This window comes from Legionella spiritensis, from assembly GCF_900186965.1.
GTDB lineage: Bacteria > Pseudomonadota > Gammaproteobacteria > Legionellales > Legionellaceae > Legionella_C > Legionella_C spiritensis.
This window is the reverse complement of the sequence record NZ_LT906457.1, coordinates 637249-662923: the sequence shown is the minus strand read 5'-3', so window position 1 is coordinate 662923 and position 25675 is coordinate 637249. Positions and strand designations below refer to the sequence as shown.

The following is a 25675-nucleotide window of genomic DNA, read 5'->3' as shown; positions in this document are numbered from 1 at the left end:
CGAAGCCGTAATGCGGGAAAACGTTCATAAGTGGCACATCAAACCCGCAATACGGCCGCAGGCCTCCTTACGGGCTACTGTTTTTTCGCAAAAAATGGTGCGAAGAAAATTTTTGTTCACAGAACCTGGGTTACTTAAAAAAATCATGCCTGGTTAAATGCAAAGACAGCAAAATAGCTGCCTAATAAAACCCAAAAACCAATTTTAACATTAACTCCTCTGAAACCAGAGGTGTGTCCTCATTCTGTTTCGCGAGCTAAAAGTTGGGATAATTTAGCGCAAATTGCAGATTGAATGAGGAAAATAGCCAGCCCTGTTTGAGCAAATTAGCACAGGTTTTAGCCGTGAAAAAGAATGAGGACACACCCTAAGATCTGGCCTTATCCCCCTGGCGTTACCTGGACATAATGTTCATTTATAGCGCCCATCACGTTCAGGCCAATTCCTGCTGCTTTACCAATTATTTTTTCAAAAAGCCGCATTGAATTGCTGTCAGGCAGCAGTTGGTCTTTGTGCTTTTCAAAGAATACTTCAATGGCTTTTTGAAATTGTTCTTTACTATTATATTTATAAAAACAAACCTCATTAAGGAAACTTTCCAGCAGATTGGTTTCTGCTTCATCGGTTTTATTTATAGACTTGAAGAAAGTATAAGGTCGCTGAAGTTCACCTAGACGAGACTTGACCAGGTCGGTTATTTCTCGTTGGGTCATCCAATATCGGTTTTCATGCTTTAATTTTTTATACATATCTTCAAACACCTTTTTAACGATGGGTTCATCAATTTCATAGGATGAGGTGCGGAATTGAAAAATATGGTACAGAATATCCTTTATAAGATGCGGGTTATTGTTATTCTGAAAATGCCCCTGAAGTAAGATTTTAAATTCCTGGCAAATCTTAGCGAGACTTTGATTGCGTTCACAATAGTCCTGGACATCTTTACGTAAAAGTTCCGAGGCGTTCTCTGGCAAAGTGACTTCTGTAAGACTGAAATTCGTTTTCATGGCCTCAACCAGCATGTTAAAGACCAATTCCCCATCAATAGGGAGTATCAGTTGCTGGGGAGAATCAATTAAGCGCATGGCATAAGAAAATTGTTCAGGAACTCCGGATACAAGTGCTAGAATAGCAATGTTGCATCCAAGCTTGTCTGTTTGGTTTAGCAAATTTGGGTACTGAATCTTAACCCAATCGAGTGGCGCAGATTTGCCTGACTTTGCTGCGTAATGAGCAATGGATCGGAATCTGGTGTCTTTTTTCTTGATCAATGCGGGGTAATTACGCTTAACCCATTCCAGAGACTCAACACTAGCTGAAAATGCTGCGTAATGGGCAATGTTTTTTTCCCCATCGTCGTCCACTTCATTCAGCAGATCCGGGCAGTTGTCTTTTACCCATTCGAGTGCATCGGGGTTGCTCGACCATGCCGCGTAATGACCGATGTTACGGTTAAACAAATCTTTTCTCTCTAACAATTCGTTATAGTTAGATTTAACCCAATCCATTGCACGGGGGTTGCCCGACCATGCCGCGTAATGAGAGATGCAATTTTGAAAGAAGTCATTTTCCCCTAACAATTCCTTATAGTTTTTATTAAACCAAGCCATTGCATCGGGGTTGCTCGACCATGCCGCGTAATGACAGATGTTACGGCCAAAGTAATCTATTTCCTCTAACAATCCCTTACAGTTAGAATCAACCCAATCCAGTGCGTCGGGGTTGCCTGACCATGCCGCGTAATGAGCTGGATTTGCACCCCGGCCATCCTTTTTATTTATCGCATTTATATCCATGTCTCCAAGAAGACAACGGAGTTGCCATTCTTCCTCAATGACGATACCCGGTGGTATTTGGAGAACAGCCAGATAGAGTTTTGGGTACAGCCTCTTTTTTTGGTCTTCTGTTAGTTTTTTATATAAATCCGAAGGAATGTGGCGCAAAAAAAAGTCGCTGTAGTGATGGTCATTGGTGTTATGCGACATTGGATATCTCTATTAATTATCAATAAATTTTGTAAGAATATCTATATTCCTACCTATGAATATTTTTTTATTTTATCCTTTAAAATTTTGACGAGAAAAATGACAAAAAAATATTTTTCGTGCTTGTAGGAAATAGTAGCGAAAAATTATTAAGGTAAATTTAAAAAAAATCTCTATTTAGAGAGGAGGATAGGTATTTCCATGTTAACCATGCGGAATGGATTTAGGTGGCTTTGGTAGCTACTCGAAATATCCTGGGAATACCGTTGATATGAATTATTCATTGCTTTATTTTCGTGGACCAAAAGTTTTTTTTCGGCCAGATAGATCATTAACATCGCCCCGATTGGTTCGCCTTTTTGTGTATCCAGGATAAATTATTCTCATTCAAATATATGGATATCAAGACGGCAATGAAAAACCCTGTAAATAACAAGATCGTTAAGCTAAAGTCTGATTAAATGTAAAATTCCTTCTGTGTTGATTCATTGCCAATTAATTTTATTCCTGCCCATCAGAAATTTTTTGCAGCTGTCTCTGATATATCTCTAAATCCTTATCACTATGTAAAATGAACCATATACGCTTCACAGACGTCAGCGAGGCCATTTTTTTTGTAACAGCCGTCAGGGCAACCTTCGCAGCTTCCTCAACAGGGTAACTAAAAGCGCCTGTCGAAATTGAAGGAAATGCAATGGATTCAATTTTGTTATCTTCCGCGACCCCAAGGGCATTGCTATAGCAGTTTTCCAAAAGCTCTGCCTCCGGTTTGTCCCTTCCATAAACAGGCCCTAAACAGTGGATCACATATTGATTCGGTAGTTCAAAAGCGGCTGTTATCACTGCGTCACCGGGTTTAATGGGAGCCAGGGGTCTACAGGCAGCCTCCAGTTTGGGCCCCGCCCCACGATGGATTGCACCCGCTACTCCTCCGCCTGTTTTTAATTCAGCATTGGCCGCATTGACAATCGCATCAATATCATTTTGTTTTGTGATATCACCTTTTTTAAGCTCAATAATAGAGGTATTTTTTTTCAGTTCCATATAATCCCCGTCCAAAGACATTTGCTAGGCTCTGTGCACAAATTTTTTTCCGATCAAAAACAAGGCAACTATTGTTGCACACCAAATAATAATGTCTTGTAGCCCGTCATGAAGGCGCAGCCGTAATGCGGGATAACGTTCCTAATTGGCACATCAAACCCGCAATACGGCCGCAGGCCTCCTTACGGGCTACTACTTTTTCGCAAAAAATGGTGCGAAGAAAATTTTTGTTCACAGAACCTAGTACAGCGTTTCACTGATTCTGTCCTGTGATGCTTAGGACAGGGTACAAACGTTTTAATTTAATTCTGGCGTCCTCGGTTGTAAACTGCCAATCGATGGTCGCCTCCTCTGCATCCCTGTTCTTATTCCATTCAGCTACTTCGTGAATAAACGTCTCTTTATCTGCAATCCGCCTATTCAGACATTGTCTGCCCAGATGACTTAATTCAATTTCAGCCATATTCAACCAACTACCATGTTTTGGCGTGTAATGAATTTCCAATTTATCCAATATTCTCTTGGCTTCCGCTGGCTCGAATACCTCATATAATGAGGAACCTGTATGTGTATTTAAGTTATCCATGACCAATACAATCTTATCGACAGACGGATAATGGTTATCAACCAACTCTTTAATAAAAAGAGCCCAATCCGCCTTTTTTCGATGGTCAGTCACTTTTGTTGTACGTTTACCTATCAAAGGCTCACAACTTAAAAAAACATTACAAACACCATTTCTTTCATATTCAGCATCATAGCGCACACTTTCTCCAGGGCTTGCTGGAATAGGTGTCCTTGTTTCTTTGACCAACTGCTTATTCGTTTCATCCATACAAACAACTGGCCGTCTTGCATCATAAGGACGTTTGTAAATATCCAATACATCCTCCATTTTACAAACAAAATCAGCATTTGCTTCGGGTGGAATACACCATTCTCGTTTTTGCCATGGCTTTATTTCGTTTTTTTTAAAACCCTACTCACTGTTACAGGGGACACACTATCAACGATTTCCAGTTCTATCAGCTTGTTGGCTAACAGCTTTAATGTCCACCGATTCCTTCCTTCTGGAGGTGTTGAACAACATAGAGCAACTAGATGAGCTTCTCGTTCCCCATCAATTTTACGACCCTTGGGATTAGTATGTGCTCTACGTGATAATGCTGACTCCATTCCTTCCTCAACAAATCGTTGTCTTATTCGTGCCACCGTTTTAGTACATATATGCATTTCAGTGGCTATTTCTTCATCTGTTTTAGGCTTTACTTTTTTATCGTTTTCATCTGCTGATAATAAAACTCTCGCATGCATTAATTTATTTGCTGCTGTTTTTCCCACTCGAATCAACGTTAGTAATTCTGTGCGTTCTTCTAATGTGAGTTTTACTATATACTTGTCCATGTGTGCTTCTTCCCAATGCGCCTCAAGAACGCGGGAGGTTAGCACACGTCCCTATTGCAGGACAAAATCAGTGAAACGCTGTACTAGTACAACGTTTCACTTGTATTGTAGTAATTATATGGCAAGTTACCAGGTTGATTAAGAATAGCAGACTCAGTACGTCCTGCCGCAAGACAAATTAAAATGATGGTGGTGAAGCCATTATTTTGCCAGCGGTATCAGCCCGGGGAATTACTATCTTTCTTTAATGATTGAAAAGCGCTCAAGGCGGCGTCACGTGAAGTTTTTAAGTCGACAATGGGCAAGGGATAAGTGGTGCCAGGTTTTATACCAGCTTTTTTCAGGACGGGTTCAGGCGCATCCCACGGGTTGAAGAGATACTGGTTAGGCATGGCTGAAAGTTCGGGTACGAATTGCCTTACATAAACGCCGTCGGGATCAAATTTTTGCCCCTGGGTGACTGGGTTGAAAATTCTGAAATAAGGTGCGGGATCTGCGCCACAACCGGCTATCCATTGCCAGCTGGCACTATTATTGGCAAGGTCGGCATCAACGAGGGTATCCCAAAACCAGTGCTCACCGTGTTGCCAGTGGAGACGTAAATTTTTCACCAAAAAAGAGCCGACAATCATCCGTACGCGATTATGCATGTACCCTGTTCGCCACAACTCACGCATTCCCGCATCAACCATAGGTACACCGGTTTGTCCCTGTTGCCAGGCTTTAAGCGCGGCGTCATCCTCTTGCCAGGGGAAGTTGTCAAATTTCGGCTGCAGGTTTTTTATGGGCAAATCAGGGTGGTAGTAAAGTTGACTGTAGGAGAATTCGCGCCATCCTAATTCACTGCAAAAAACATCGATCGATTTATCATCGGCCAGGCCGCGCACCCAGTGCCATAACTGGTTAGGTGATAATTCACCGAAATGCAGATGCGGCGACATCCTGGAGACGCAGGGTTTGGCAGGAAAATTGCGCCCATCTTTATAGTGCGCTAACCCCTCATCAATGAACCGTTCGAAACGTGTATGTGCGCCCTGTTCTCCAATCGTCCAATGTGGTTCTAACGATTTGTCCCAGCGGATAGTTGGCAGTAGCTTAAGTTGGCCTATGCCAATGGATTTTTCCTTATCCTGATGATAGTGAGCATTTTCCGGAACCGGGAGTGGTTGGCGCGGTGCTTCTGCCTGCAAACACCCTTTTCGATAATAAGGCGTAAATACCTTGTAAGGGTTGCCATCTTTATTTTGAATTTTCCACGGCTCCCATAGCAGCGAACCATTATAACTTTCAACGTCCATGCCTTTGATTTGCAAGGACGCTTTGATAGCGGCATCCCGTTGTATACGCCAGGGTTCATAGCATCGATTCCAAAAGACCGCGTCTGCATTATAGCGAGCAATGATGTCCAGCAAAACATCGAGCGGGTTACCACGATAAACCGACAACGCCCCGCCCAACGATGTATTCAGGGATTCGAGAGAATGGTGTAACCACCACCTGCTTGCAGCACCCATAGCGTATTCACCGCAATTCTTGTCATCAAGAATATAAACGGGTAAAACCCTGCCGCGTCGAGAGGCTGCCGTGAGCGCCGGGTTATCCGCTAAACGCAAGTCCTGGCGAAACCAGTGAATGACAAAGGGCTTCGTCATAAGGGGTGTTCTCCTTGATGTTTTTCATGGTGTCTTTCAAATCCGCTAAACCACATAAGGTTTAAGGCTCAATTTCCTGGCCATCCCAGGCAAAGCATCGGCCGCTGTCTTTAGGGGTCAGGCGGTCTAATACTTCGAGCATCCTGGCTACTGAAAAATCAGGCGTGAAGAGTTTTTCATCCGCTATGTTCCCCTGGAAGGGTTGCGATAAGTTACTGTCAACAGTTCCCGGGTGTAACCCGACAACAATGGCCTGTTTGTTTCGTCTGCCAATCTCAAGTGCGGCGTTCCTGATAATCATATTGAGCGCGGCTTTGGAAGCGCGATACGCATACCAGCCCCCCAGTCTGTTATCAGATATACTCCCCACACGAGCCGAAAGAGCTGCGAATATCGAGCGATTATCATAGCTCAGTTTGGGAAGAAAATGCTTGGCAATAAGGGCTGGCAGAATGGTATTGACGGCAAATAATCGCTGGAATTTTTCCGCTGACAGCTCACGCAGGTTTTTTTCAGGCTTTATTGTATCATCATGCAATAGTCCTGTGGCAACGATCACGATATCAATGGGCGCTTCCTTGCTGGAAAGTAAGGCGGCCTCCGCAATGGAGACTTCGTTGCTATAATCGATAACATGGTAGTGCGTATGGTTCATTGGCGTTTCAGGCACGCTTCGAGAAAAAACATGAATCATGGCATTTTGGTGCAACGCGGCTAACCGCTTTGTAAACGCAAGGCCAATGGCACCCGAACCACCGATAATAGCAATATTATTAGGCATCCTGCTTTCCTGATTGAGGTGGTGTCATCATCATAAGAAAGTTTAGCAGGTTTCAGGTCGCTTGACGCCCGGCAAGATTATAACGTGACAGGAACAACGAGCGAACCTGAAAAAGGCGATAATTGTTCCCGACAGGACGCGAGGAATGATAATGCGTAAATGCGGCTGGATAACATTATTTCTTTGGATAATTACCTTTCAGATAATAGGATTTTTTCTAGGGCTCATTACCAAAGCTAATATGGGTGGTTGGTATGATGCGCTTCAGCAATCATGGTTAACTCCACCTCCCTTCGTATTTTCAATTGCCTGGTCTGTTTTGTACACCCTTCTTGCGATTGTGGGGTTTCTGTTTTGGCAAAATCAAAAACAGACAAATATGAAGCCGTTGTTTAATTTGTATCTATTGCAGCTCGTAATGAATTGGGCCTGGCCCATACTCTTTTTTCAATTGCGTTGGACTGGATTTTGTCTGGTGTGGCTTTTCCTGCTAACCTGTCTGGTTGGCTGGCTTATGGTTCGTGTAAAAAAAATAAAGAATGTTATCGCACTGTTACTGGTTCCCTATGTCATCTGGCTGCTGTTTGCAACATATCTTAATGGTGTAATATGGCTTTATAATTAAAGAGGCATGCGGCGCACCGCCTGATTTGAATGGCCTTGTTCCGATGATACAAACATGGTTTAGAAAAAAGGAGGAATCAGGAATTTCGGAAAAAACATGGGGGTATTTTTCTGGTATTGTAAATACAGTTCGCCTTTGGATTTAATGGAACCCTTTTCCGTCATCGGCCCTGTTACCTGCGTCATTATCCAGTAAAGAGTTAAAGGGGAAATGATTGCAAGCCAGCCGACAGGATGCGCCAAAGCAAACAGCACAAAGGCACACCAGGTTAACCAGTCAAAAAAATAATTTGGATGACGACATAACGACCATAAGCCTTGATTGCAGACTTGATTGATATGAATTTTTTTGAAACGGTGTAGTTGATAATCAGCCAGCGTTTCCATCGCGATCGAAAATAGAGCCAATGTGAATGCCAACCAGTCAAGACGATCAGGTGTACTGGTAGCTGCTTTAGAAGCAAACAACCAGGGGAGCGAAACGATAAGAATTAAAACTCCCTGCAGATGAAAGTTCAAAAAAAAGCCCAGTGGCTTAGCTATTTTCCAATCGTCACTTAACGATTGATAACGTTTATCCACTTTCCCATGCCTGATACGTGTAAACCATAAGTAAAAACCAAGCCGCATACCCCACAGGATGAGAATCAAGCTTAAGATGATTGAACGCAGGGAGATGGTCTGGCTGGTTAAATAGATTAATCCACTAAAGGTTAAACCGGATGCCCAACCAATATCCACCACCGATGGATTATGAGCGATGCGATACCAAACCCAAAAAACGCTCATGTGAAGAACGATAAATCCGGCAACCAGCAAAATAATCATCCCGAACCTCTTTTATACGATTAAAAACATACAAGCCAATAAGCCAAAGAAATCGAAATTAAAGTCGGGACGCTTATGGTCAAAACGCAATTTCTCTTGCCCCTGAAGTAACGTGCTTCAGGCTGATTCGAGTTGGCACCTTAACTCAATGCTGTTTAAAGTAATTATGCACCCAGACGGTTATAAAGGAGCCCCATCCGCATAACACCATGCCCCAAACCCAATCAACAAAAGCCATTCCAGGCGGCCAATTTTTAAAAAGGGCGAGACAGGTAAAATCATACACGCCATAAATAACTGCACCCAAAATAATTCCGTAAAATGCGGCATTTTGCAAAGATCCTGACGCTAGCGGCAATATAAAAACAACGATGCTCAGAGCGAAGAGTAAATAAACCAGAAAAGCCGCCCACCATATAGGCTGTAATTGTCCGTTGGTTAAACGAAGCCATGGCTTGTATTGCTCAATATAATAACTTTTTGCCAACCATCCAAGCCATACCATATCGGTAATAAAGAACACCAAAAGTGCGGCTATAAATGTTTTGATTGTAATCGCTGTCATATATCATCCTTCATGTTTTGAAACCTTGTACGGGACAAAAACAGATGGGTTAATATCAAATGTTTGGTCCACTGCCTATTCCTTGTTTTTCTTTTTACCACACAGCGATAATTTAATGGAGAATAACGTTTTTTAGTGGTGTCCTGAAGAATGAAGACTCCAATTTATCAAAACTACCCATCGAACTTTGCGACGAGATTTTGTCTCATGTATATCCTAGATTCTGTGAACAAAAAATTTCACAGCTGCAAATGCGGCCAATTGACACCATTTTTTTGCGAAAAGGTCGTAGCCCGTAAGGAGGCCTGCGGCCGTATTGCGGGTTTGATGTGCCACTTATGAACGTTTTCCCGCATTACGGCTTCGCCTTCATGACGGGCTACAAGACATTATTAGTTGTTGCGCAACTATAGTTGTCTTGTTTTCGAGCGGAAAAAATTGGTTCACAGAACCTAGGGAGCGCGGTATGTAAATAACCTGACAATCCATTTGCCCGTTCAAACACTTGAAACCGGGAGTCACCCTGAACGACTCGTGAACACTCCTGAAACTCCTAGACAAATCAACGGGTTTGACAGCGTATACACAAGGTTATCCACAGAATTTGTGGATAACCGATTTTTACCCCTGATTCAGAAAACAACCTTGCAGACCAGGCCAGCTCTGGATTGTCGCACTGAAACAAATAGAATCATTGAAAAAAACACGGGGTGTTTAAAAAAAATATCCACAGATTGTGGATTGGAGAGGATTATGCTTTATGCCCTGTAAGATTATCAGAAAAGAAATAAAAAAACAGTCTTGACACTAATAAAAAAGGTCCAGCCACCAAAACCCAGGCACACTTCCTTCAGGCACTACCTTCAATGTCTTTATATGGTTTTCGCTTTTTTTAAAATCAGCTACACTATGCGATTATTAACAGGGAACGAAACATCATGTCAGAAAAAATCCGGGGAACCGTCAAGTGGTTTAAAGACGATAAAGGCTTTGGCTTCATTGAGGCTGAAGGTCGCGATTACTTTGTTCATTTTAGCGCTATTCTCAGCCAGGGCTTTAAAACCTTACAGGAAGGCACGCCGGTCCTGTTTAAAGCGACCCAGGGTGCTAAAGGCCCGCAGGCTGAAGAAGTGGAAGTGGTGTAACACCCTTTAATGACCGAGCAGCCCGGCAAACCGGGCAAAATGCCGGTATTTAAAATAATAAAGCGCCGATTCCTTCTCGAAACTGGTGTTACGTTAATTAAAAAAATTTAATCGCTCGTACCTTTCCTCTAGAGGCTGTCGTCATGAGATTATTCAGCCTCAATTTACAGCCAAATAATCTCATGACGACAGCCTCCAGGCTCTGTGAACCAAAATTTTCACAGCTGCAAATGTGGCTAATTGGCGCCATTATCTCTTTGAATTCGTTAAATAGAGCCCGCTATTCGCCTCATTCAAAGACATAATGAAACTCAATCATGGGAACTGATGATGCCTGGAAAACTTTTCAATTTAAAGCGCCCCATTATTTTAGCACCCATGGCAGGAGTCGGAACCCCTGAACTTTGTGCGGCTGTCTCTAACTGCGGTGGGCTAGGCTCGCTGCCAACGGGCTATTTAACACGTAAGCAGGCAGAGAAAAATATCAGGAAAGTAAAAAAGCTTACCAGCAAACCCTTTGCCGTCAATTTATTTATACCTGAACCGATTCCCGACTTTGATCATAAACAAGCATCTTCAATGATTGATTATTTAAATGAAATTCGTCTCAAGTTGAGCCTGAAGCCAATGACTATCCATGATATTATCCGACAGGATGAAGATATTGATAGCTGGATTAGTCTTTTGATTAAAGAGCGGGTATCAGCCGTCAGCTTTACTTTCGGGAGTTTAACATCCGGCCAAATTAAGGAGTTAAAACGGCATAACATCGTTGTGATGGGAACAGCTACCCATGTAGCAGAAGCGTTTCATCTTAAACAAGTTGGATGCGATGCAATTATTGCCCAAGGCTATGAAGCTGGTGGCCACCAGGGGACTTTTCTTCATCACAAATCAAATCCGTTAGGCACCATGGCATTAGTCCCCCAAATAGTTGATGCCGTGTCAGATTTGCCAGTGATAGCTGCGGGAGGCATCAGTGACGGCCGAGGTGTGTTAGCAGCCATATCATTGGGTGCAGGCGCGGTACAATTAGGTACGGCTTTTATACCTGCTCAAGAGAGCTGCGCAAGTGATATGTATAAAAAAGCAATTTTAAATAGTCGAGATAAAGGGACAAGGCTAACTAGACATATTTCCGGTAAATTTGCGCGAGCCCTGGATAATGACTGGATTGATGAACTTGAAAAAAGACCCTCTTTGCCGTATCCATTACAACATTATCTAACCAGTGAAATTCGCACAGCATTCGCTAGCCAAAATCATAACGAAATGGCTGCGTTCTGGGCAGGACAAGGTGCTCCTTTGGTCCAGGGAGGTTATGTGGAAGATATTATGGAACGAATGGATGGACAACTTAGGCAGGCACAAGAAATGATGTTGTCTCGATTTAATCAATACAGGTAGTCAAGATTGCAGATGATTTATGACAGTGTTTCCTGTAGCCCGCCATGAAGGCGAAGCTGAAATGCGGGAAATCGTTCACTTAGGCGCTCGCCTGTTCTCATGAGATAATATTGAACCATGAAACCCGCAATACGGCCGCAGGCCTCCTTACGGCCACCTTATTTTTCTGTCTACATTTCAATTTAACCATGAGAAAAAAGCCAGTAAAAATCCGGGCAGTTAAAAAAGTGTGTTGGTTTGTATAAAAGTAAAATAATTCATGTTCAAAATTATACCGCTACTTTTCATCATCATACTTTATACGTGTCAAATTATCGTGTATAGTGTCCATTTTTTATTAATAATTTTAGTGACATTTTTAGATGACCCCGCCTTAGACAAATATCCATAAAACAAAACCAATACTATTCTTAATTAAATTGCAGACACATTTGCGTCCGATCAACGTCGTGTGAAATCAGGTTATCCCATTTTAACAGGAACACCCCAAATATGTTGTTACTTTCAAACCGTATCGACTGGTTCGGTACTATGCGTGCTGATATATTAGCGGGCATCGTAGTCGCTTTAGCTCTCATCCCTGAGGCCATCGCTTTTTCAATTATTGCAGGCGTTGATCCCAAAGTGGGCTTATATGCGTCCTTTGCCATAGCTACCGTTACGGCTTTTACAGGCGGGCGCACCGGAATGATTTCAGCCGCAACCGGCGCCATGGCGCTTTTGATGGTGACGTTAGTCAAAACACATGGCCTGCAGTATTTGCTTGCGGCAACCGTGCTGACTGGTCTTTTGCAAATGGTGGCCGGTTATTTAAACCTGGGCAACCTGATGCGTTTTGTATCTCGCTCGGTGGTCACAGGCTTTGTCAATGCGCTTGCTATTCTGATTTTTTTAGCCCAGTTACCCGAATTAATCCATGCAGGTTGGCAAGTATATGCTTTAACAGTTGGCGGACTTGCCATTATTTATTTATTCCCTTTCATTAATAAAAACATCCCGTCACCATTGATAGCCATTCTTGTTTTGACCGCATTAGCCGTATTTTTCCATTTGCCGGTGCGAACCGTGGGAGATATGGGGGATTTGCCTGACACGTTACCGGTTTTTCTTTGGCCAAATATTCCTTTTAACCTGGAGACGTTGCATATTATATTCCCCTATGCGTTTGGTCTGGCTGTAGTTGGTTTATTAGAATCAATGATGACGGCAACCATCGTTGATGATTTAACAGATAGCAAAAGCAACAAAAACAGGGAATGCAAAGCCCAAGGGCTTGCCAATATAGTTGCCGGATGCCTGGGTGGAATGGCAGGATGCGCCATGATAGGCCAATCCGTCATTAATGTTAAATCCGGGGGTCGCGGACGATTATCCACCTTGACGGCGGGAGTGATGCTGTTATTCATGGTGGTTTTTTTAAATGAATGGGTTTCTAAAATTCCAATGGCGGCTTTGGTTTCTGTGATGATTATGGTCTCCATAGGCACCTTTTCCTGGAAGTCATTAAAAAATTTAAAAACCCACCCGCTATCATCGAATATTGTTATGCTTTCCACGGTTATTGTTGTGGTTGCGACCCATAACCTTGCTTACGGTGTTTTTGTAGGCGTTGTGATTGCCGCATTATTTTTTGCCCATAAGGTTGGGCGTCTGGTGGTGGTTCAATCCAGTAAGGATGATGATGCGTCCTGCCGAGCTTACAAAGTTCGCGGACAGATATTTTTTGCCTCATCAGAACAGTTTTTCAATGCTTTTGATATGAAAGAAACACTTGAGAAAGTGATTATTGATGTCAGTGAAGCCCATTTTTGGGACATTACTGCCGTGTCGACTCTGGATAAGGTTGTGCTTAAATTCAGAGAGCGGGGCATGAAAGTTGCAATTATTGGCAAAAATGAAGCAAGTGCGACAATTATTGAGTTATTTGCTGTGCATGATAAACCAGAGAAAATTAAAAATGCACTTGGCGCCCATTAGCGCCTTGTGATGACCAATAGGCTGGAACAGGTTTTTATTCATTCACTTGACTCTATTTCATTGGCCTTTTAAGTAGTAACGATGAAAGCGGTGCCAAATTAGCCCCAGGGCAATCAACAGCAACCCGGACAGCCAAATGGAAAGCGGCACCCAGAAAGCTAGAAACAAACAGGAAATCAGGCCCGTCACCGCGATGAAATTTGGGTACAATCGCTGTTCTTTGGGTAGGTATAGAGCCGAGAGATTGGTAATCGAATAGTATATCAAGACCGTAAAAGCGCTAAAGGACCAGGTGGTTTCAACACTGCCAAACAAAGCAAGACCGGCAATAGCAAACCCAATACCAATGACCGCCGCGACAGGCGTGCGATGCTTATTGGAAACCACTGCAAATGGTTCCGGCAAATCCTGTTGACGCCCCATGGCCAATACTATCCTCGACAACCCTAAAATGAGATTCAGCAATACACCTAACATAGCGGTGCATGCACCGACCGCGATAAGAATAACCACTCCAGGCCGGTTCATGGTGCTGGCGGCTATTTCAAGTGGCGTTGCCCGACTTTCTGTGACGGTTGCCAGCTGGGTTGAACCGACAGAGCCAATGGCAACAACAGCCACTAAAATATAAATGACCGCACTTACAATCAAGGTCAGGATAATGGCTTTGGGGATGGTACTTGCCGGCTCTTTAACTTCCTCACCCATGGTGGCAATACGTCCATAACCGGTATAGGCGACAAACATCAAGGCAGTAGCATACAAAAAACGACTGAGTCCCTCATCAACTGTTTTGGGAAAAAAGGGAGAGAGATTTTGCCCGCCATTTTGCAGCAGGCTGGGGAAACCCGACACTACAAAGACGAGCAAGGATAATAGCGTTATCGATACAATAATCAGATTGGTTTTGTTGGAACGCTTGATGCCGCTTAACACAATCAGGGTTAAAACAATAACAATCGTTACAGCAACAGGAATAATGGAAACCGACCGGAATCCGAACAGGTGTAAAAAATACCCTGCGAAACCCAGAGCCGCGGTTGCGGCCGAAGCGGTTTTAGCGCATAAAAACATCCACCCGGCGGTGAATCCTATCGCCGGATGAAGATAACGATAGCCGTATTCATAAGTTCCACCACTCACCGGATGGCTGGCTGCAAGTTGTGCGCTCGATAAAGCATTGCAGGTTGCAACCAATGCGGCAAGCATAATAGCAAAAATAACTGATGATCCTGTCACACCGGATGCAACACCAATGCTGACAAACACACCTGTACCGAGAATAGAACCCAAACCCATCAATGTCGCACCTGACAAACCAAGATCACGGCGCAGTTTATGGTGAATAATTTTATTGTTCATACACAGTCCCTGTGTAATTTTGGTATCATTTCCATAAGTTTTTTAATATGTGACTCACATTTTTTCAAATTAACTATCTAAATTATAAATAAATTTTAGCGATCCCGATACGGGAGTGGCCAGGTTCACGGCTGATAAACCCGCTTGCTTTGTGATCAACCTTCCTTGAACAAGTGGTTTATCAATCTGATGTGAATTCTGTAGCCTATAAGAAGCAACCAATTGATTTTTAAATGAATAATTTGTCGCGGGATACCGCTGCATACGTCGTACAATATACAGCAGTACCGTACTCAAACACACAAATCTCACGCACTAATATTTTTGTTCTTATAACTGCATATTTACAGGATGTCATTCAGTTTTTATAGAAATGACTATACTTTTGTATGATTGTATCGTTTATCTTTGCGAGATAAAAATATGTCAAAAAAACATAAGACAAGTACAAAACCTCGAGCTCAACCTGTCTGGTTCAATCAAGCTTTAATCGATCCGACGTCCGTATTTTCAAGTCCTGAGCAAGTTGCTGAACATTCCAAGCTGACACTGGAAGAAAAGCTTAGAATTTTACGCTCATGGGAATATGACGCCACTGAAGTTTCAGTTTCTCTGGAAGAAGGAATGCCTGGAGCAGAAGTGGATTTATTGCCGATAATTATTTGTACAATTCTCAGGATAACACCTGATGGTTTTATAAAATACGAATCTCCTACAAAACATCACGTCTAGTCTTAATTCAAAGAAAGAGACTATGCTGCATCAGATATAGGAATGTGAAATGCATATAAAACGAACAGATGAAGAAGCTTTTGATAACCTTGCAGTACGCTATGACAGCTGGTTTGATCGGCATAAAGTAGCTTTTATGTCAGAAGTCGCCGCATTACAAAAAGTTATACCCGAGTCAGGAGAAGGTCTTGAAATAGGTGTTGGCTCAGGGCGTTTTGCATCGGCACTTGGAATAAAAAATGGTGTTGAGCCATCTGCTGCTTTGCGTAAGATGGCTGAGCAACGTGGAGTCAATGTAGTTGGTGGTGTTGCTGAATCCTTGCCTTTTTCTGATGAGTCATTTGATTATGCATTATTTGGCACAGTTCTTTGCTATCTGGATTTTCCCGAGCAAGGATTAGCCGAAGCGAGACGTGTTTTAAAGCCAGAGGGAGTTCTTGTTATTGCAATGATTGATCGAAACTCCGCATTAGGAAATGCCTATGAAACCAGAAAGCATGATAACCCCTTTTATAAAAAGGCCAATTTTTATTCAGTTGGGGAAGTTACTGAGCTATTGGAAGACACTCAATTTCGAATAAAAAAAATCTATCAAACGATTTTCTCTCCCTTGGAAAATATAAAATCCATGGAGCCTGTAAAAGAAGGTCATGGTTCAGGTGGTTTTGTTGTCATTGCAGCAGAAAAATAACGGATTAACAAGCAAAACCTCAAATAATGACTGGACATTATCAGATAAAATATTTATCAAAAAGAACTATAATTAAAAAAACCGCAGGCAAGGAAAGTGATTATGGCTAAAAAAAAATTTTTTAAGCGCGAGTGGAACGTTTTTAAAAAATTTTATAATAAATCCGCGGAAAACCGAATAGGATTTTATAATTTACTTGCATTTATAGTTGTTCCTATCATTGGTATGACCATCTTGTATATTCTTGTCCATATTTTCTGGATATAAATTTAATTCAGTCAAGAGGATGGATCAATGGATGATGACAACCACCTTCTTCGAGTCAGCGACTTAACCGTAAGATTGGATAATCGTCTTATTATTGACCACCTTTCATTTTCTCTTAACCAAAATGATATTATCAGCATACTGGGTCCAAATGGCTCAGGTAAAACCGTTTTACTCAAATGCCTTCTTGGCTTATTACCTTTTCATGGAACAATTACCTGGAAGAAAGGAATAAAAATCGGCTATGTCCCACAACGCTTACCCTTCATTAAAGAAATTCCATTAAGTGTTGGGGAATTTTTTTCCTTAAAAAATGTTTCAAAACAAGAAATTATAGATATATTAAATGCCGTAGGATTTGAAAAAGTCGTTTGTAATAGAAAAACGGGGGATTTGTCTTCTGGTCAATTTCAGAGATTACTGATTGCATGGAGTCTAATAGGAAATCCCGATGTTCTACTGTTTGATGAACCGACCACTGGCATTGATATTGGTGGAGAAGAAACAATTTACCATCTGCTGGAAGATTTAAAAAATAAAAATTGGTATCAGGCGATGTTGTTGGTCACGCATGATTTAAACGTTGTCTACCAGTTTTCGAACCAGGTTATTTGTTTAAATAAAAAAACCGTTTGTATTGGACCGCCACGGGAAGCGTTGACGCCAGATAATCTAAGAATTTTGTATGGCGGCGATGTTAAGTTTTATAAACATAATCATTAAGTAATGTGATGGATAAACAATTGATATTGAGCTTAATTGCAGCAATTTTTATAGGCGGCATATCCGGCTACCTTGGCTCATTGCTGTTGAGCAAAAGAATGGCTTTGGTTGCAGGTCCCCTTGGTCATTTATCTTTGCCAGGAATTGCCATAGCCATACTACTTGGCTTTAACGTTGCTTTGGGTGCGTTTCCTTTTGTGTTTCTGGGTGTTGTTTTGATTTGGCTTTTAGAGATAAAAACAAAGCTTCCGATGGAGGCTTTGACTGCTGTTGTTTTTGCTTCAGGGGTTGCTATAGCGTTTTTATTTTTACCCATAGAGCAAGCAGAATCAGCATTAGTAGGAGATATTACGCAAATAAATTATTTTGATACGGTGCTTTCCAGTCTTATAGCAATCGTACTTTTTTTAATTATTCAGTTTATTTATCCCAAGATGGTGCTTATCAACATTTCAGAGGATTTGGCTCGTTCAGAAGGGATAAGTGTTAAAAAATATAATTTTCTTTACTTGGTATTGATTGCAATCACCGTAGCAATGGGGATACAGATGGTCGGGGGATTATTAACGGCCGCCCTGGTTGCCATCCCTCCTGCATCAGCTCGCAATTTTAGCCGAAATTTAACTGAATATCGTAATATTTCACTTTTGATAGGGTCTGTGTCTTCTTGTATCGGTGTTTTATTTTTTAAATTAACGGCATTTCCTGCGGGTCCTTTGATTATTCTGACCAGTACCTTTATTTTTTTAGCCTCACTATTTTGCAAAAAATGTTAAAAATTTATCATATAGTGTTTATCATTATGAACCAACAAAGCATGTTTGCCCGAAAATGGGGACTACGTACAAACCGCGCCTAATCCTCCTTTTTTAGAGCGGTGTGAATACAACATTTTGAAAAGGTTGCCATGGCCCCACATTTAAGGGCGGGGATTCAACATACTTTCTCTGATAGTAATGCATAATGATCTGAGCCTGTTGCTCTCGATTGAATAATTCAAACACTTCAGCAGGAGTCAATCCAGGATTATTATTGATCGCTTGCGTCAGGTCTGGCCCTCCGCCGTCACCATTGAGATAACCAGTAGCGCCCGTACCCGTCGTGTATCCGTAATTGTATCCAGCCCCCAATGTTTGAGCATGAATAGCCTGTATCATATATATCGGACCAGCTTCCTGGTATTGCCAGACATGGGTTAGCTCATGGATCATCGTCCGATCAGTCATTGGGCCGTCATCCAGATCATGGTTGACAAGCCTGAAAGTAACAAATGGCCTGGAATTCTGGTTGTTTCTGAAAAAATCCTGGACGCCGAAAATAATCGCATTTGCCGCTCCCGCTTCAGAAAAATAAATCGTGTCATATTCCAGCGAGGAACCAAAAATCAACCGGGCGGTAGCGATCTCGGCAGCAGTCATTTTCCGGGCGACGAAACTGATCATATATTTGCATACTTCATCCAATGCCTCCTGATGAACGTCTTTTACCGCTTGTAAAAATTCGTTGACCGGCTTTCCTATTTCTATCCATTTCCTGACAAAAGCTTCCAGTAACTGGCGGGAGTGATCAATAATGAGCGATCTTAAAATGTCATCCAGGTTTTTTCCAGACTGGCCGGCGGCTTCCAGAAAATCATTGAGAAGGTTATTATTCAGGGCATTCTCCAGCATCTCAAAGAGAATCCGGCTTTCTTCAGATGGCTCATCAGCCATACCGATCGTATCCAGAAGTTTTTGCAGCAATTCCATCAATTCTGCAAATTGATTAGTGGCAACCATAATGTTCGATTATTCCTGTAAATAGGAGTATTGATATATTAATACGTTGTCCTTGTCCGTCAGGTACATTGTATCTCCTTCATTATTCCACACTGCTTTTTTCCTGCCCATGAAGAGCAACTTATTCTTACGGGTCTTGTTAATTTTATTAAGGTTACTATTGCCTCCGGTATAGATTCTCAAACGATCATCCGGGCGAAGAGTAAATTGAGGCAGGACATACCTGTGTCCGGCTTTATCCTGTAGCAACCACCCCTGCACTTCCAGATCTGAACTACCCCTGTAAATAAACTCCAAATACTCTGCCTCTACATCAGATCCCTCAGGATCACTTTCAATAAAAACGTCAAAATTTGACATCTTATAATCGAGTTCCGCATTAACGACAAATGGAATGGTTTCTCGTACGGTTCCGTCGTCACCTTCAGCTTTGATCCAGCTCACTTCCAGGATATTCAATCCGTCTTCCGTTCCATCCAGTAACGTCTCTAATACCATGTCATTACCCGATTGGGTCCAATTCGAAGCACTTAATGCGATTGGGATGGAGTTGATCGTGACCTGTATTCTCCTGGAGGACGGATCGGATACCATATCGTGGTTTCCATTTTTTAATCGCATACGCAGCGTGACCTCTTCAGGGTAAATAAATGGAAATCCTTTTTCTGGACCACTCACTTCAAGTATCACCAGGGGGTTAAAGTGATTTCGGTCGTATTTATCTTTGGTTCTGTTCTTTTCTGCTTCGAGAAAAGCCAGCTCTTGCTCCTGTTCCAGTTTCTGTCTTTCCAGTTCCTTTTTATCCCGGCGTGCGATTAGGTATTCCTCGATTTTGATCAACATCGAATCAGGAATCAATGCGTTTAGCAGCTCATTTGCTGTTTCCTCAATAGGCTTCAAAACAAAACCTGCGAGACCATCGATAATGGCATCTTCGACGTTTTGTTTTAAAGCTATCATTTCTTCTATGATATCTGTCGTCTCATCCACATGATCTACAATTGTATTGACTGACGTTTCTAACGTTGTATTTCCTGCCATAATAGCTGTGTCTAGAATGACAGATTCCACCGGCCAAGTCGTATTCTCGAAAATCAGGATGGCGCCATCCCTTGTAGCCCCCTCTGGAATGGTTTGTTTGATTGATTCGATACGCTGATAATGAATAGTGGCTTTGATCAAGTCCCCCCATGTGTCCAGGTGTTCCTTGAATTCGGTTTTAAAATGGGTAACCAGAGTATCAATTGCATTCAATATACCTATAATATGCTCATCTATGTAATCACTCAATTCATTGTATTCACTCAATGCCTTTTTTGCCGCGAAGGATAATTGTTTTATATAGGACAAGAGGTCGGATTTGAGTTTGGTCAGAGCAGGCAGACTCAGTGTTAGAAAAAAATCGCCAAGCGCTGGTATAATTTTTTCGACGAAAACGCTGAATGCCTCCACATTGATTTTGAGCAAAATATTGCCTAATTCCTTGACCAACTCAATGTTTGGAATAAAGCCGCAATCCAGCAGTCTTTCGATATAAGGATCAGGGGATTCTGAATAATCGATACTTCCCGCCATGGATAACAAAATATCCCTTTTTAATACCCGCATATCGTTCCTACGCTCTGAGGTAAAAATGGTCGGACCGCTTATTTCCTTGAAAGCGAGGGTTAGATCCAGCAACAATTGGCGTAATGCCTCTACATGATCATTGAGATTAGTTATGTGCGGAAAGTTTTGTGATAATAAATTCCTCGAATGGACAAAAAAGGGATCCTGAGGATTGTTCAAACGTGTTCCCATATAATCAAAACCCTGATAGGTATAATCCAGAATAAAATCGTTTATAATTTGATCAAAAAACGCAATATTCCTGGCAAGCACGGTATAAACAACTACGCCACAGCCTGATGATATGCCATCCACAAATTGTGGCAGGTTGGTTATACCATTCAGATCCTCGATGAGGAAGTTGTCCAGTTTTTTAAAAACAAATTCCGAACCCAGGTACATTGAAGGACGGATGACTTCCTCGGTATATTGATATAAATACTCATTGCCAATATCATTGGTCATTTGAGGAAGCAGCTCACCCATGATCAACTGTTCGACGAATTGGGTTTTGACCAAGCCCTTAATTGCCTGATAAGAATGATAAGTAGAAAGATGGCCTTCTCCTTTTAGGCCACGTAATGCATCTTCGAAAATTTCCCCAAAAGTAAGGTCGAAACTGGATTCGAAATACTGTTTGAAATCCTCCAGTTCAGGAAAGATTTGATTTGCTGTATTAGCTATCCCCACTTCCACCAAATAATCTACTGCGAGACTGATATCCACTTCGATAACGCTTTCATTGAGCGTCAAACTGATTTCTTCTTTTATGAACTCGGGGGCTGATGGAAGATTTGAGTACTGTATGGATGTTCTCGCTTCACCGGCCATCGTAGAGCCAATTCCGATTTCAGTTGAGTAAAGGCTCAGAAGTTGTTTGATCTCAAACCCGATAACATTACTTGCCCAAAATAGAGTCAGCGGTCTTTTGAAGTCATCCAATGCTCCACTGTCCAAAATATCTATAATATTGAACGCTTCAGTGATAAACACGTTTAAGTCTGTCAGTCGCAGGTCATCTTTGCGCAGGGTATCGATCAGGCGATTTACGGACTCTTCCAGATCCGCTTTCTCAGGATCGCCAAGCTCAATGTTAAAAGCTTTGTAATAGATCTTGGAAAATTCATTGGTAAGGCTGCTGACTGCCGATTCAATTATCTTATCAACCGCATAACGCTGAAGGTTAGCGATAAAATTGGTAAACACAACCCCGGCAACGTCTTCTTTACTGATAAACTCTCCGCGTTCCACGCTTTTGTGACCGAGATCGTAGGATATCAATACCAGTAAGGGAAAGCTGAAATCGAAACATTCTGCAAGCAGGTATTTATTGGAGATATCGGATTTGAGAATATATTTTTTAATTTCTGAACTGACCCGAATGGACGAGCGATTAACTGCTCTGCGCAAATCTTTAAAGCCCACATCACAATAGAAGTCATACCCACCTCCTGCCTTAAGCCCGTATTTATACCCGCCAGAGATCTCAAATCCAGCACTGAGTTTTTTAATATCACAAACGATGTTGACATTTCCCTCTGCCATTGCAGAAAAGGCAATTCGCCCCCACACACCCACTTCTGCTTTGACTTCCTCCAAAAATATGAGAAAAATATCTGCGGCAAAATCATCCAGGTGATTTTGAATCTGCTGTGAGAAAAACTCTGGGGTCAGGTAAATGGCAAGACTTCCAGACGCCATCGCCCTGGCGTAAGCTCCAAGGTAAATTGATAGTCCCAGCTTTTCCAGAAGATTGGGTTCCAACCGGATCAGAGCCCTTGCACCGGCAGCGGCAGAAACATTCCCTTTGGCCTGCGCTCCGATAAAAAGCACATCCATGTTGCCCAGGATTTGACCTATTATCTCTCCATCCAGGCCTAAATTGATGCCGTGACAGACATGGGCGCTAACTGTCACACCTGCTCTAATGGAGCCTTCAATATTTCCATTGATAATCCCTTCTCTATAGCCAGCATTTCCAGAAAGATTAACTATTTCTATAGGTAATTCAGGCATAGTGATTACTCTGTTATTTCAATCCCTGGTGTTTTTTTACAGACCACCCTGCTTAAATGAAAAAGTTAGTGCTATCAACATAAGATTATAATGAGCTTAGTATAGACTAATATTTAAAGCCAACTCACAAGATTATAATGTAAAAACGTTAATTAAATTGTCTATAATAAAGAAACTTTATTATGGAGATTATTATGGCTATGGTAGGCTGTCCTCAATGTAAAAAATCTATAGCATCAGATGCACTCGAATGCCCCCACTGTGGCCATCCCCTGAGAAAGCAAGACGTTGAAATTGAACAAAAACCTACTCCTGCCCGTAATTATGGTTGGGGAACTTTTATTTATTTACTTCTAATTGTAGCAGGTCTATTCATGCTTTTTGAAGGAAGGCTAACAGGCCTGATTCTATTAATTATAGGAGCTCTTTTAATTATTGGTCGATATAAATTGTGGGGCCAAACTGGTAAAAAAATCAGATAAAAAGCATCTTTTTTACATTTTAAAAATAAATTTAAATTGATTTCAGTTAATCAAAAAAATTTAATCGCTTGCATCGTTGATCTAGCAATTGGAGATATTTTTCCTGCATCGGTTGAGATAAAAAACTTAAACCAATCAGTTCTTGCCATTTTGGTATTACCTGATGAAACTCTTGTACGATCCCATCGATGACGTTCTGATTTAATCCTAATTTTTCAATGGCAAAATAGTTAAGAAAATCACTCTTTGTTAAATTATTTTTTTTTCCTCTCAGAGGTAAAGCCAGTTCTTCTTTGGTGTTTTTTTGAGCAATGGTTGAGTTCAGCAAATCGTATGCTGGTGATATGGAAATTTTTCTATCCTTAGTAATTAGGGAAAAATTCTTTAGATGCCTGTCTTCATTGCCGACCAGAAAGTTAAACAACGTCAACTTAAATAATTTCACGAATTCAATTTTTGGGAATGTACAAAACTGTTCTATAACTGCAATCACTTTTTCCATAGAACTTTTATATTTTGTATGTCGATCTTCGCCTGATAGCTGTGCAAAATCTTCTAAAGCTAATTTTTTATTATGGCCGATTCGATCAAATCGTTTAATGAAGTAGGTCAAACTGTTGTCTTTAGAATAAACTAAACCATGAACCGGCACTTCGAGGCCAATGGTCTTTGCAAGGGTCATAGTAATGGCTTCATTTTCCGGCAATTCCGGGTAAATATCACTTTGTGGTTTTAAAATATACTGACCATTTTGATCAACGATTTCAAAACATCCATCTTTAATCTTTAGTTTTGCGCTTAGTTTCTTTTGGACACCTTGAATAGACATCTTTCCTACTCGAGCAATAGCTTCCTGACGCTGCTCATCAGCACTTAAGTCTAATGGACCAAGGTTTTTTAATTGGGGGGAAAGCAAATGCAATCCACGATGCGAATAGTTTTCCTGGTTACTAATCTTTTCATAAGTAATAGGGCAGCGTTTCATCTCAGTTCCTCAATAGTCACTGCGCCTACGACATCCTGGCCAACTATTATCAATTGACTAAAATAGTCATTTCTATCGATTTTATATTTACGTAATAGTGCTTCAAGCATAATGCCTTCAGGAAGTAATCCTTCAAAAAAAGGGGGAAATACGTCAAAATCATAGACCTTTTTTGTTAACGGCATTGTGAGAGAAACAGGTGCGCCGCGATAATCATCAAAGTAGGTAAATTGATATGTTCCACCTTGTAGTTCTTCTAATGTTCCAGCCTTAACGCCATTCACTGATACACATGCTTTTCTCATGAATTATTATCCGTTGTTTGAGGAAAAGGCGTTTCAAATTTCATTTGGATATTTAAAACATCGAATACTTTTAGCAAGGTGTTCAAACGCACCGATTCTTTCCCTTTTTCAATATCATATATAACCGTCTTACCGACACCCGCTAACCGGGCTAATTCCTGTTGTGATAAGCCGCTTTGCTTACGGTAATAATGGACTAAATTGGCAATCTCGTGTGTGGCCATGGAACACCATGAATTAATCATATATTACTGTTATAGCAGTAAAAATGATAAAAATAAATTTATTATGGCATTTCTTTGCATTAATTCGCCATAAATTACTGTTATGGCGGTAAATTTGATTGATTTCCTGATTTCCCCTCTATTTATTTATTATAAATTCCTAAAAATTACTGTTACCGCGGTAAATTTTTTTGGGGAGGGGGTACCCCCCCCTGCGCTTAAGTTACGAGAAAATTCTACTTTTGACATCAATTATTTTTCGGGGAGATTACCATACTCAATGGAGTGGGTGCTGTCGTTTTATTAGGGTCTTGTGTTTCACTGTGCTTATCGGTATTTGATATTGCAGGATTTGAAAGCCCATCATCCATAGAGTCGGATTGATTCTGCTTTACAATATTTGTTATCGGTGTACGAAGACGGGGTAATAAATTGTCATGCATTAACTGCTTAACAAAAGAATTAAACAGCTTACTTGACGGCATTTGAATGACCATGTTCTCATTATCTGCAATAAAGTTGATGTTGCCAAGTTGTTTTGATTCATCCGGGTTGGCTTTCTTAAATTCCTCTAATGCATTTTCTAAAAGCTCCTTGAGCCTGTTAAAGGTTTCAATAGATACGCTGCCTCTTGTAAAACAAAGCCTATTATTGCCAGCATCTATTTCAATATCTAATAATGACCGAGAGCGAGTTGTAATGTCTATCCCTGGTCTATCTAAATCCGGGGAAGGTTTACTCAAAACTAAAGACATTATAATTTGGGACGTGCTATCAGCATTAATTTTTTTATCATCATGCTCTTCTTTTTCCTCTTTACTTCCACTACTTTTGCCACCACCATGTCCTTTACAAATTGGGAATCCAAGTGCCTCACAAATTGGGCAGATGTTTTTTGGGGTCTTACGTGTGTCTTGTAAGCCTGCATCATGCTTGGTATTCATACAGACATCCTCAAGTAAAAATATTAACGATGATATTATTATGCCGAGAATATTTTTTCGATATGTATATACTTTGTACGAAACCATCTCTATTGAAATCAGAGTCTTATGTATAATTAAGCTATAATTTAAAGAAAGCTGGTTGG

The 25675-nt window shown here is 41.3% G+C and carries 23 protein-coding genes; 9 read left to right on the top strand and 14 right to left on the bottom strand.

The window, feature by feature from the left end; translation table 11 throughout:
• Window positions 1-380: 380 nt before the first annotated feature.
• The 5 genes from CKW05_RS03080 to CKW05_RS03060 all read right to left on the bottom strand — a co-directional run bounded on the left by CKW05_RS03080 (window position 381) and on the right by CKW05_RS03060 (window position 6866).
• Window positions 381-1985 (bottom strand): hypothetical protein, encoded by a 1605-nt coding sequence (locus CKW05_RS03080; RefSeq protein ID WP_058483630.1) that lies wholly within the window; start codon window positions 1983-1985, stop codon window positions 381-383.
• A gap of 501 nt (window positions 1986-2486) precedes the next feature.
• A complete protein-coding gene (locus CKW05_RS03075) occupies window positions 2487-3029 on the bottom strand; it encodes a macro domain-containing protein (RefSeq protein ID WP_058483631.1) in 543 nt (180 codons plus the stop codon).
• Window positions 3030-3282: 253 nt separating this feature from the next.
• Window positions 3283-4433 (bottom strand): IS630 family transposase gene (locus tag CKW05_RS03070; RefSeq protein ID WP_408606976.1). Its coding sequence is split into 2 segments (ribosomal slippage): window positions 3283-3995 and window positions 3995-4433, totalling 1152 coding nucleotides; the frame shifts between segments, so codons are not numbered across the junction.
• Between the two features lie 218 nt (window positions 4434-4651).
• Window positions 4652-6085: a cryptochrome/photolyase family protein gene (locus CKW05_RS03065; protein WP_058483641.1), complete on the bottom strand. Its 1434-nt coding sequence runs from the start codon at window positions 6083-6085 to the stop codon at window positions 4652-4654.
• A 61-nt stretch (window positions 6086-6146) separates the two neighbouring features.
• Window positions 6147-6866: an SDR family NAD(P)-dependent oxidoreductase gene (locus tag CKW05_RS03060; RefSeq protein ID WP_058483642.1), complete on the bottom strand. Its 720-nt coding sequence runs from the start codon at window positions 6864-6866 to the stop codon at window positions 6147-6149.
• Between the two features lie 145 nt (window positions 6867-7011).
• Between CKW05_RS03060 and CKW05_RS03055 the strand changes: the two genes are divergently transcribed.
• Window positions 7012-7491: a TspO/MBR family protein gene (locus CKW05_RS03055; protein WP_231950681.1), complete on the top strand. Its 480-nt coding sequence runs from the start codon at window positions 7012-7014 to the stop codon at window positions 7489-7491.
• A gap of 59 nt (window positions 7492-7550) precedes the next feature.
• Here the strand turns inward: CKW05_RS03055 and CKW05_RS03050 are convergent, their stop codons facing one another.
• Both CKW05_RS03050 and CKW05_RS03045 read right to left on the bottom strand, forming a co-directional pair.
• Window positions 7551-8318 carry a DUF1295 domain-containing protein gene (locus CKW05_RS03050; protein ID WP_058483644.1) on the bottom strand — a complete coding sequence of 256 codons (768 nt, stop codon included), beginning with the start codon at window positions 8316-8318 and terminating at the stop codon, window positions 7551-7553.
• 145 nt (window positions 8319-8463) lie between these two features.
• Window positions 8464-8883, bottom strand: a complete 420-nt coding sequence (locus CKW05_RS03045; RefSeq protein ID WP_058483645.1) for a DUF2177 family protein — start codon at window positions 8881-8883, stop codon at window positions 8464-8466.
• A gap of 938 nt (window positions 8884-9821) precedes the next feature.
• On the opposite strand from CKW05_RS03045, the gene CKW05_RS03040 reads away from it, so the two are divergent.
• The 3 genes from CKW05_RS03040 (at window position 9822) to CKW05_RS03030 (ending at window position 13412) form a co-directional block, all read left to right on the top strand.
• Window positions 9822-10028 (top strand): cold-shock protein, encoded by a 207-nt coding sequence (locus CKW05_RS03040; protein ID WP_058483859.1) that lies wholly within the window; start codon window positions 9822-9824, stop codon window positions 10026-10028.
• Window positions 10029-10355: 327 nt separating this feature from the next.
• Window positions 10356-11435 carry an NAD(P)H-dependent flavin oxidoreductase gene (locus CKW05_RS03035; protein ID WP_058484363.1) on the top strand — a complete coding sequence of 360 codons (1080 nt, stop codon included), beginning with the start codon at window positions 10356-10358 and terminating at the stop codon, window positions 11433-11435.
• A gap of 492 nt (window positions 11436-11927) precedes the next feature.
• A complete protein-coding gene (locus CKW05_RS03030) occupies window positions 11928-13412 on the top strand; it encodes a SulP family inorganic anion transporter (protein ID WP_058484364.1) in 1485 nt (494 codons plus the stop codon).
• Window positions 13413-13469: 57 nt separating this feature from the next.
• On the opposite strand, the gene CKW05_RS03025 is transcribed toward CKW05_RS03030, so the two are convergent.
• Window positions 13470-14774: an APC family permease gene (locus CKW05_RS03025; RefSeq protein ID WP_058484365.1), complete on the bottom strand. Its 1305-nt coding sequence runs from the start codon at window positions 14772-14774 to the stop codon at window positions 13470-13472.
• Between the two features lie 423 nt (window positions 14775-15197).
• On the opposite strand from CKW05_RS03025, the gene CKW05_RS03020 reads away from it, so the two are divergent.
• From CKW05_RS03020 to CKW05_RS03005, 4 genes are all read left to right on the top strand, one after another.
• Window positions 15198-15506 carry a hypothetical protein gene (locus tag CKW05_RS03020; protein WP_058484366.1) on the top strand — a complete coding sequence of 103 codons (309 nt, stop codon included), beginning with the start codon at window positions 15198-15200 and terminating at the stop codon, window positions 15504-15506.
• A 49-nt stretch (window positions 15507-15555) separates the two neighbouring features.
• Entirely contained in the window at window positions 15556-16197 is a 642-nt protein-coding gene (locus CKW05_RS03015; protein ID WP_058484367.1) for a class I SAM-dependent methyltransferase, read from the top strand.
• Between the two features lie 294 nt (window positions 16198-16491).
• Complete coding sequence (locus tag CKW05_RS03010; protein ID WP_058484368.1) at window positions 16492-17187, top strand: metal ABC transporter ATP-binding protein; 696 nt, start codon at window positions 16492-16494, stop codon at window positions 17185-17187.
• Between the two features lie 8 nt (window positions 17188-17195).
• Window positions 17196-17963, top strand: coding sequence for a metal ABC transporter permease (locus tag CKW05_RS03005; RefSeq protein ID WP_058484369.1), 768 nt, complete (start codon window positions 17196-17198; stop codon window positions 17961-17963).
• A gap of 93 nt (window positions 17964-18056) precedes the next feature.
• Here CKW05_RS03005 and CKW05_RS03000 read toward each other — a convergent pair whose 3' ends face one another.
• Window positions 18057-18965: a hypothetical protein gene (locus CKW05_RS03000; RefSeq protein WP_058484370.1), complete on the bottom strand. Its 909-nt coding sequence runs from the start codon at window positions 18963-18965 to the stop codon at window positions 18057-18059.
• A gap of 9 nt (window positions 18966-18974) precedes the next feature.
• Window positions 18975-22589, bottom strand: coding sequence for a lamin tail domain-containing protein (locus CKW05_RS02995; RefSeq protein ID WP_058484371.1), 3615 nt, complete (start codon window positions 22587-22589; stop codon window positions 18975-18977).
• A gap of 194 nt (window positions 22590-22783) precedes the next feature.
• Here CKW05_RS02995 and CKW05_RS02990 point away from each other — a divergent pair, with 194 nt between their 5' ends.
• Window positions 22784-23071 carry a zinc ribbon domain-containing protein gene (locus CKW05_RS02990; RefSeq protein WP_157737709.1) on the top strand — a complete coding sequence of 96 codons (288 nt, stop codon included), beginning with the start codon at window positions 22784-22786 and terminating at the stop codon, window positions 23069-23071.
• 46 nt (window positions 23072-23117) lie between these two features.
• Here the strand turns inward: CKW05_RS02990 and CKW05_RS02985 are convergent, their stop codons facing one another.
• From CKW05_RS02985 to CKW05_RS02970, 4 genes are all read right to left on the bottom strand, one after another.
• On the bottom strand, window positions 23118-24056 hold the full coding sequence (locus CKW05_RS02985; protein WP_058484373.1) for a lpg2370 family Dot/Icm T4SS effector: 939 nt from the start codon (window positions 24054-24056) through the stop codon (window positions 23118-23120).
• A complete protein-coding gene (locus CKW05_RS02980) occupies window positions 24053-24361 on the bottom strand; it encodes a HipA N-terminal domain-containing protein (RefSeq protein ID WP_058484374.1) in 309 nt (102 codons plus the stop codon). Before CKW05_RS02980 ends, CKW05_RS02985 begins: the two co-directional genes overlap by 4 nt.
• The gene (locus CKW05_RS02975) at window positions 24358-24585 is read right to left on the bottom strand and encodes a helix-turn-helix transcriptional regulator (protein WP_058484375.1); all 228 of its coding nucleotides are present in this window, start codon (window positions 24583-24585) and stop codon (window positions 24358-24360) included. The genes CKW05_RS02980 and CKW05_RS02975 overlap by 4 nt, the downstream gene beginning before the upstream one ends.
• Window positions 24586-24833: 248 nt before the next feature.
• Entirely contained in the window at window positions 24834-25529 is a 696-nt protein-coding gene (locus CKW05_RS02970; RefSeq protein ID WP_058484376.1) for a hypothetical protein, read from the bottom strand.
• Window positions 25530-25675 lie beyond the last annotated feature (146 nt).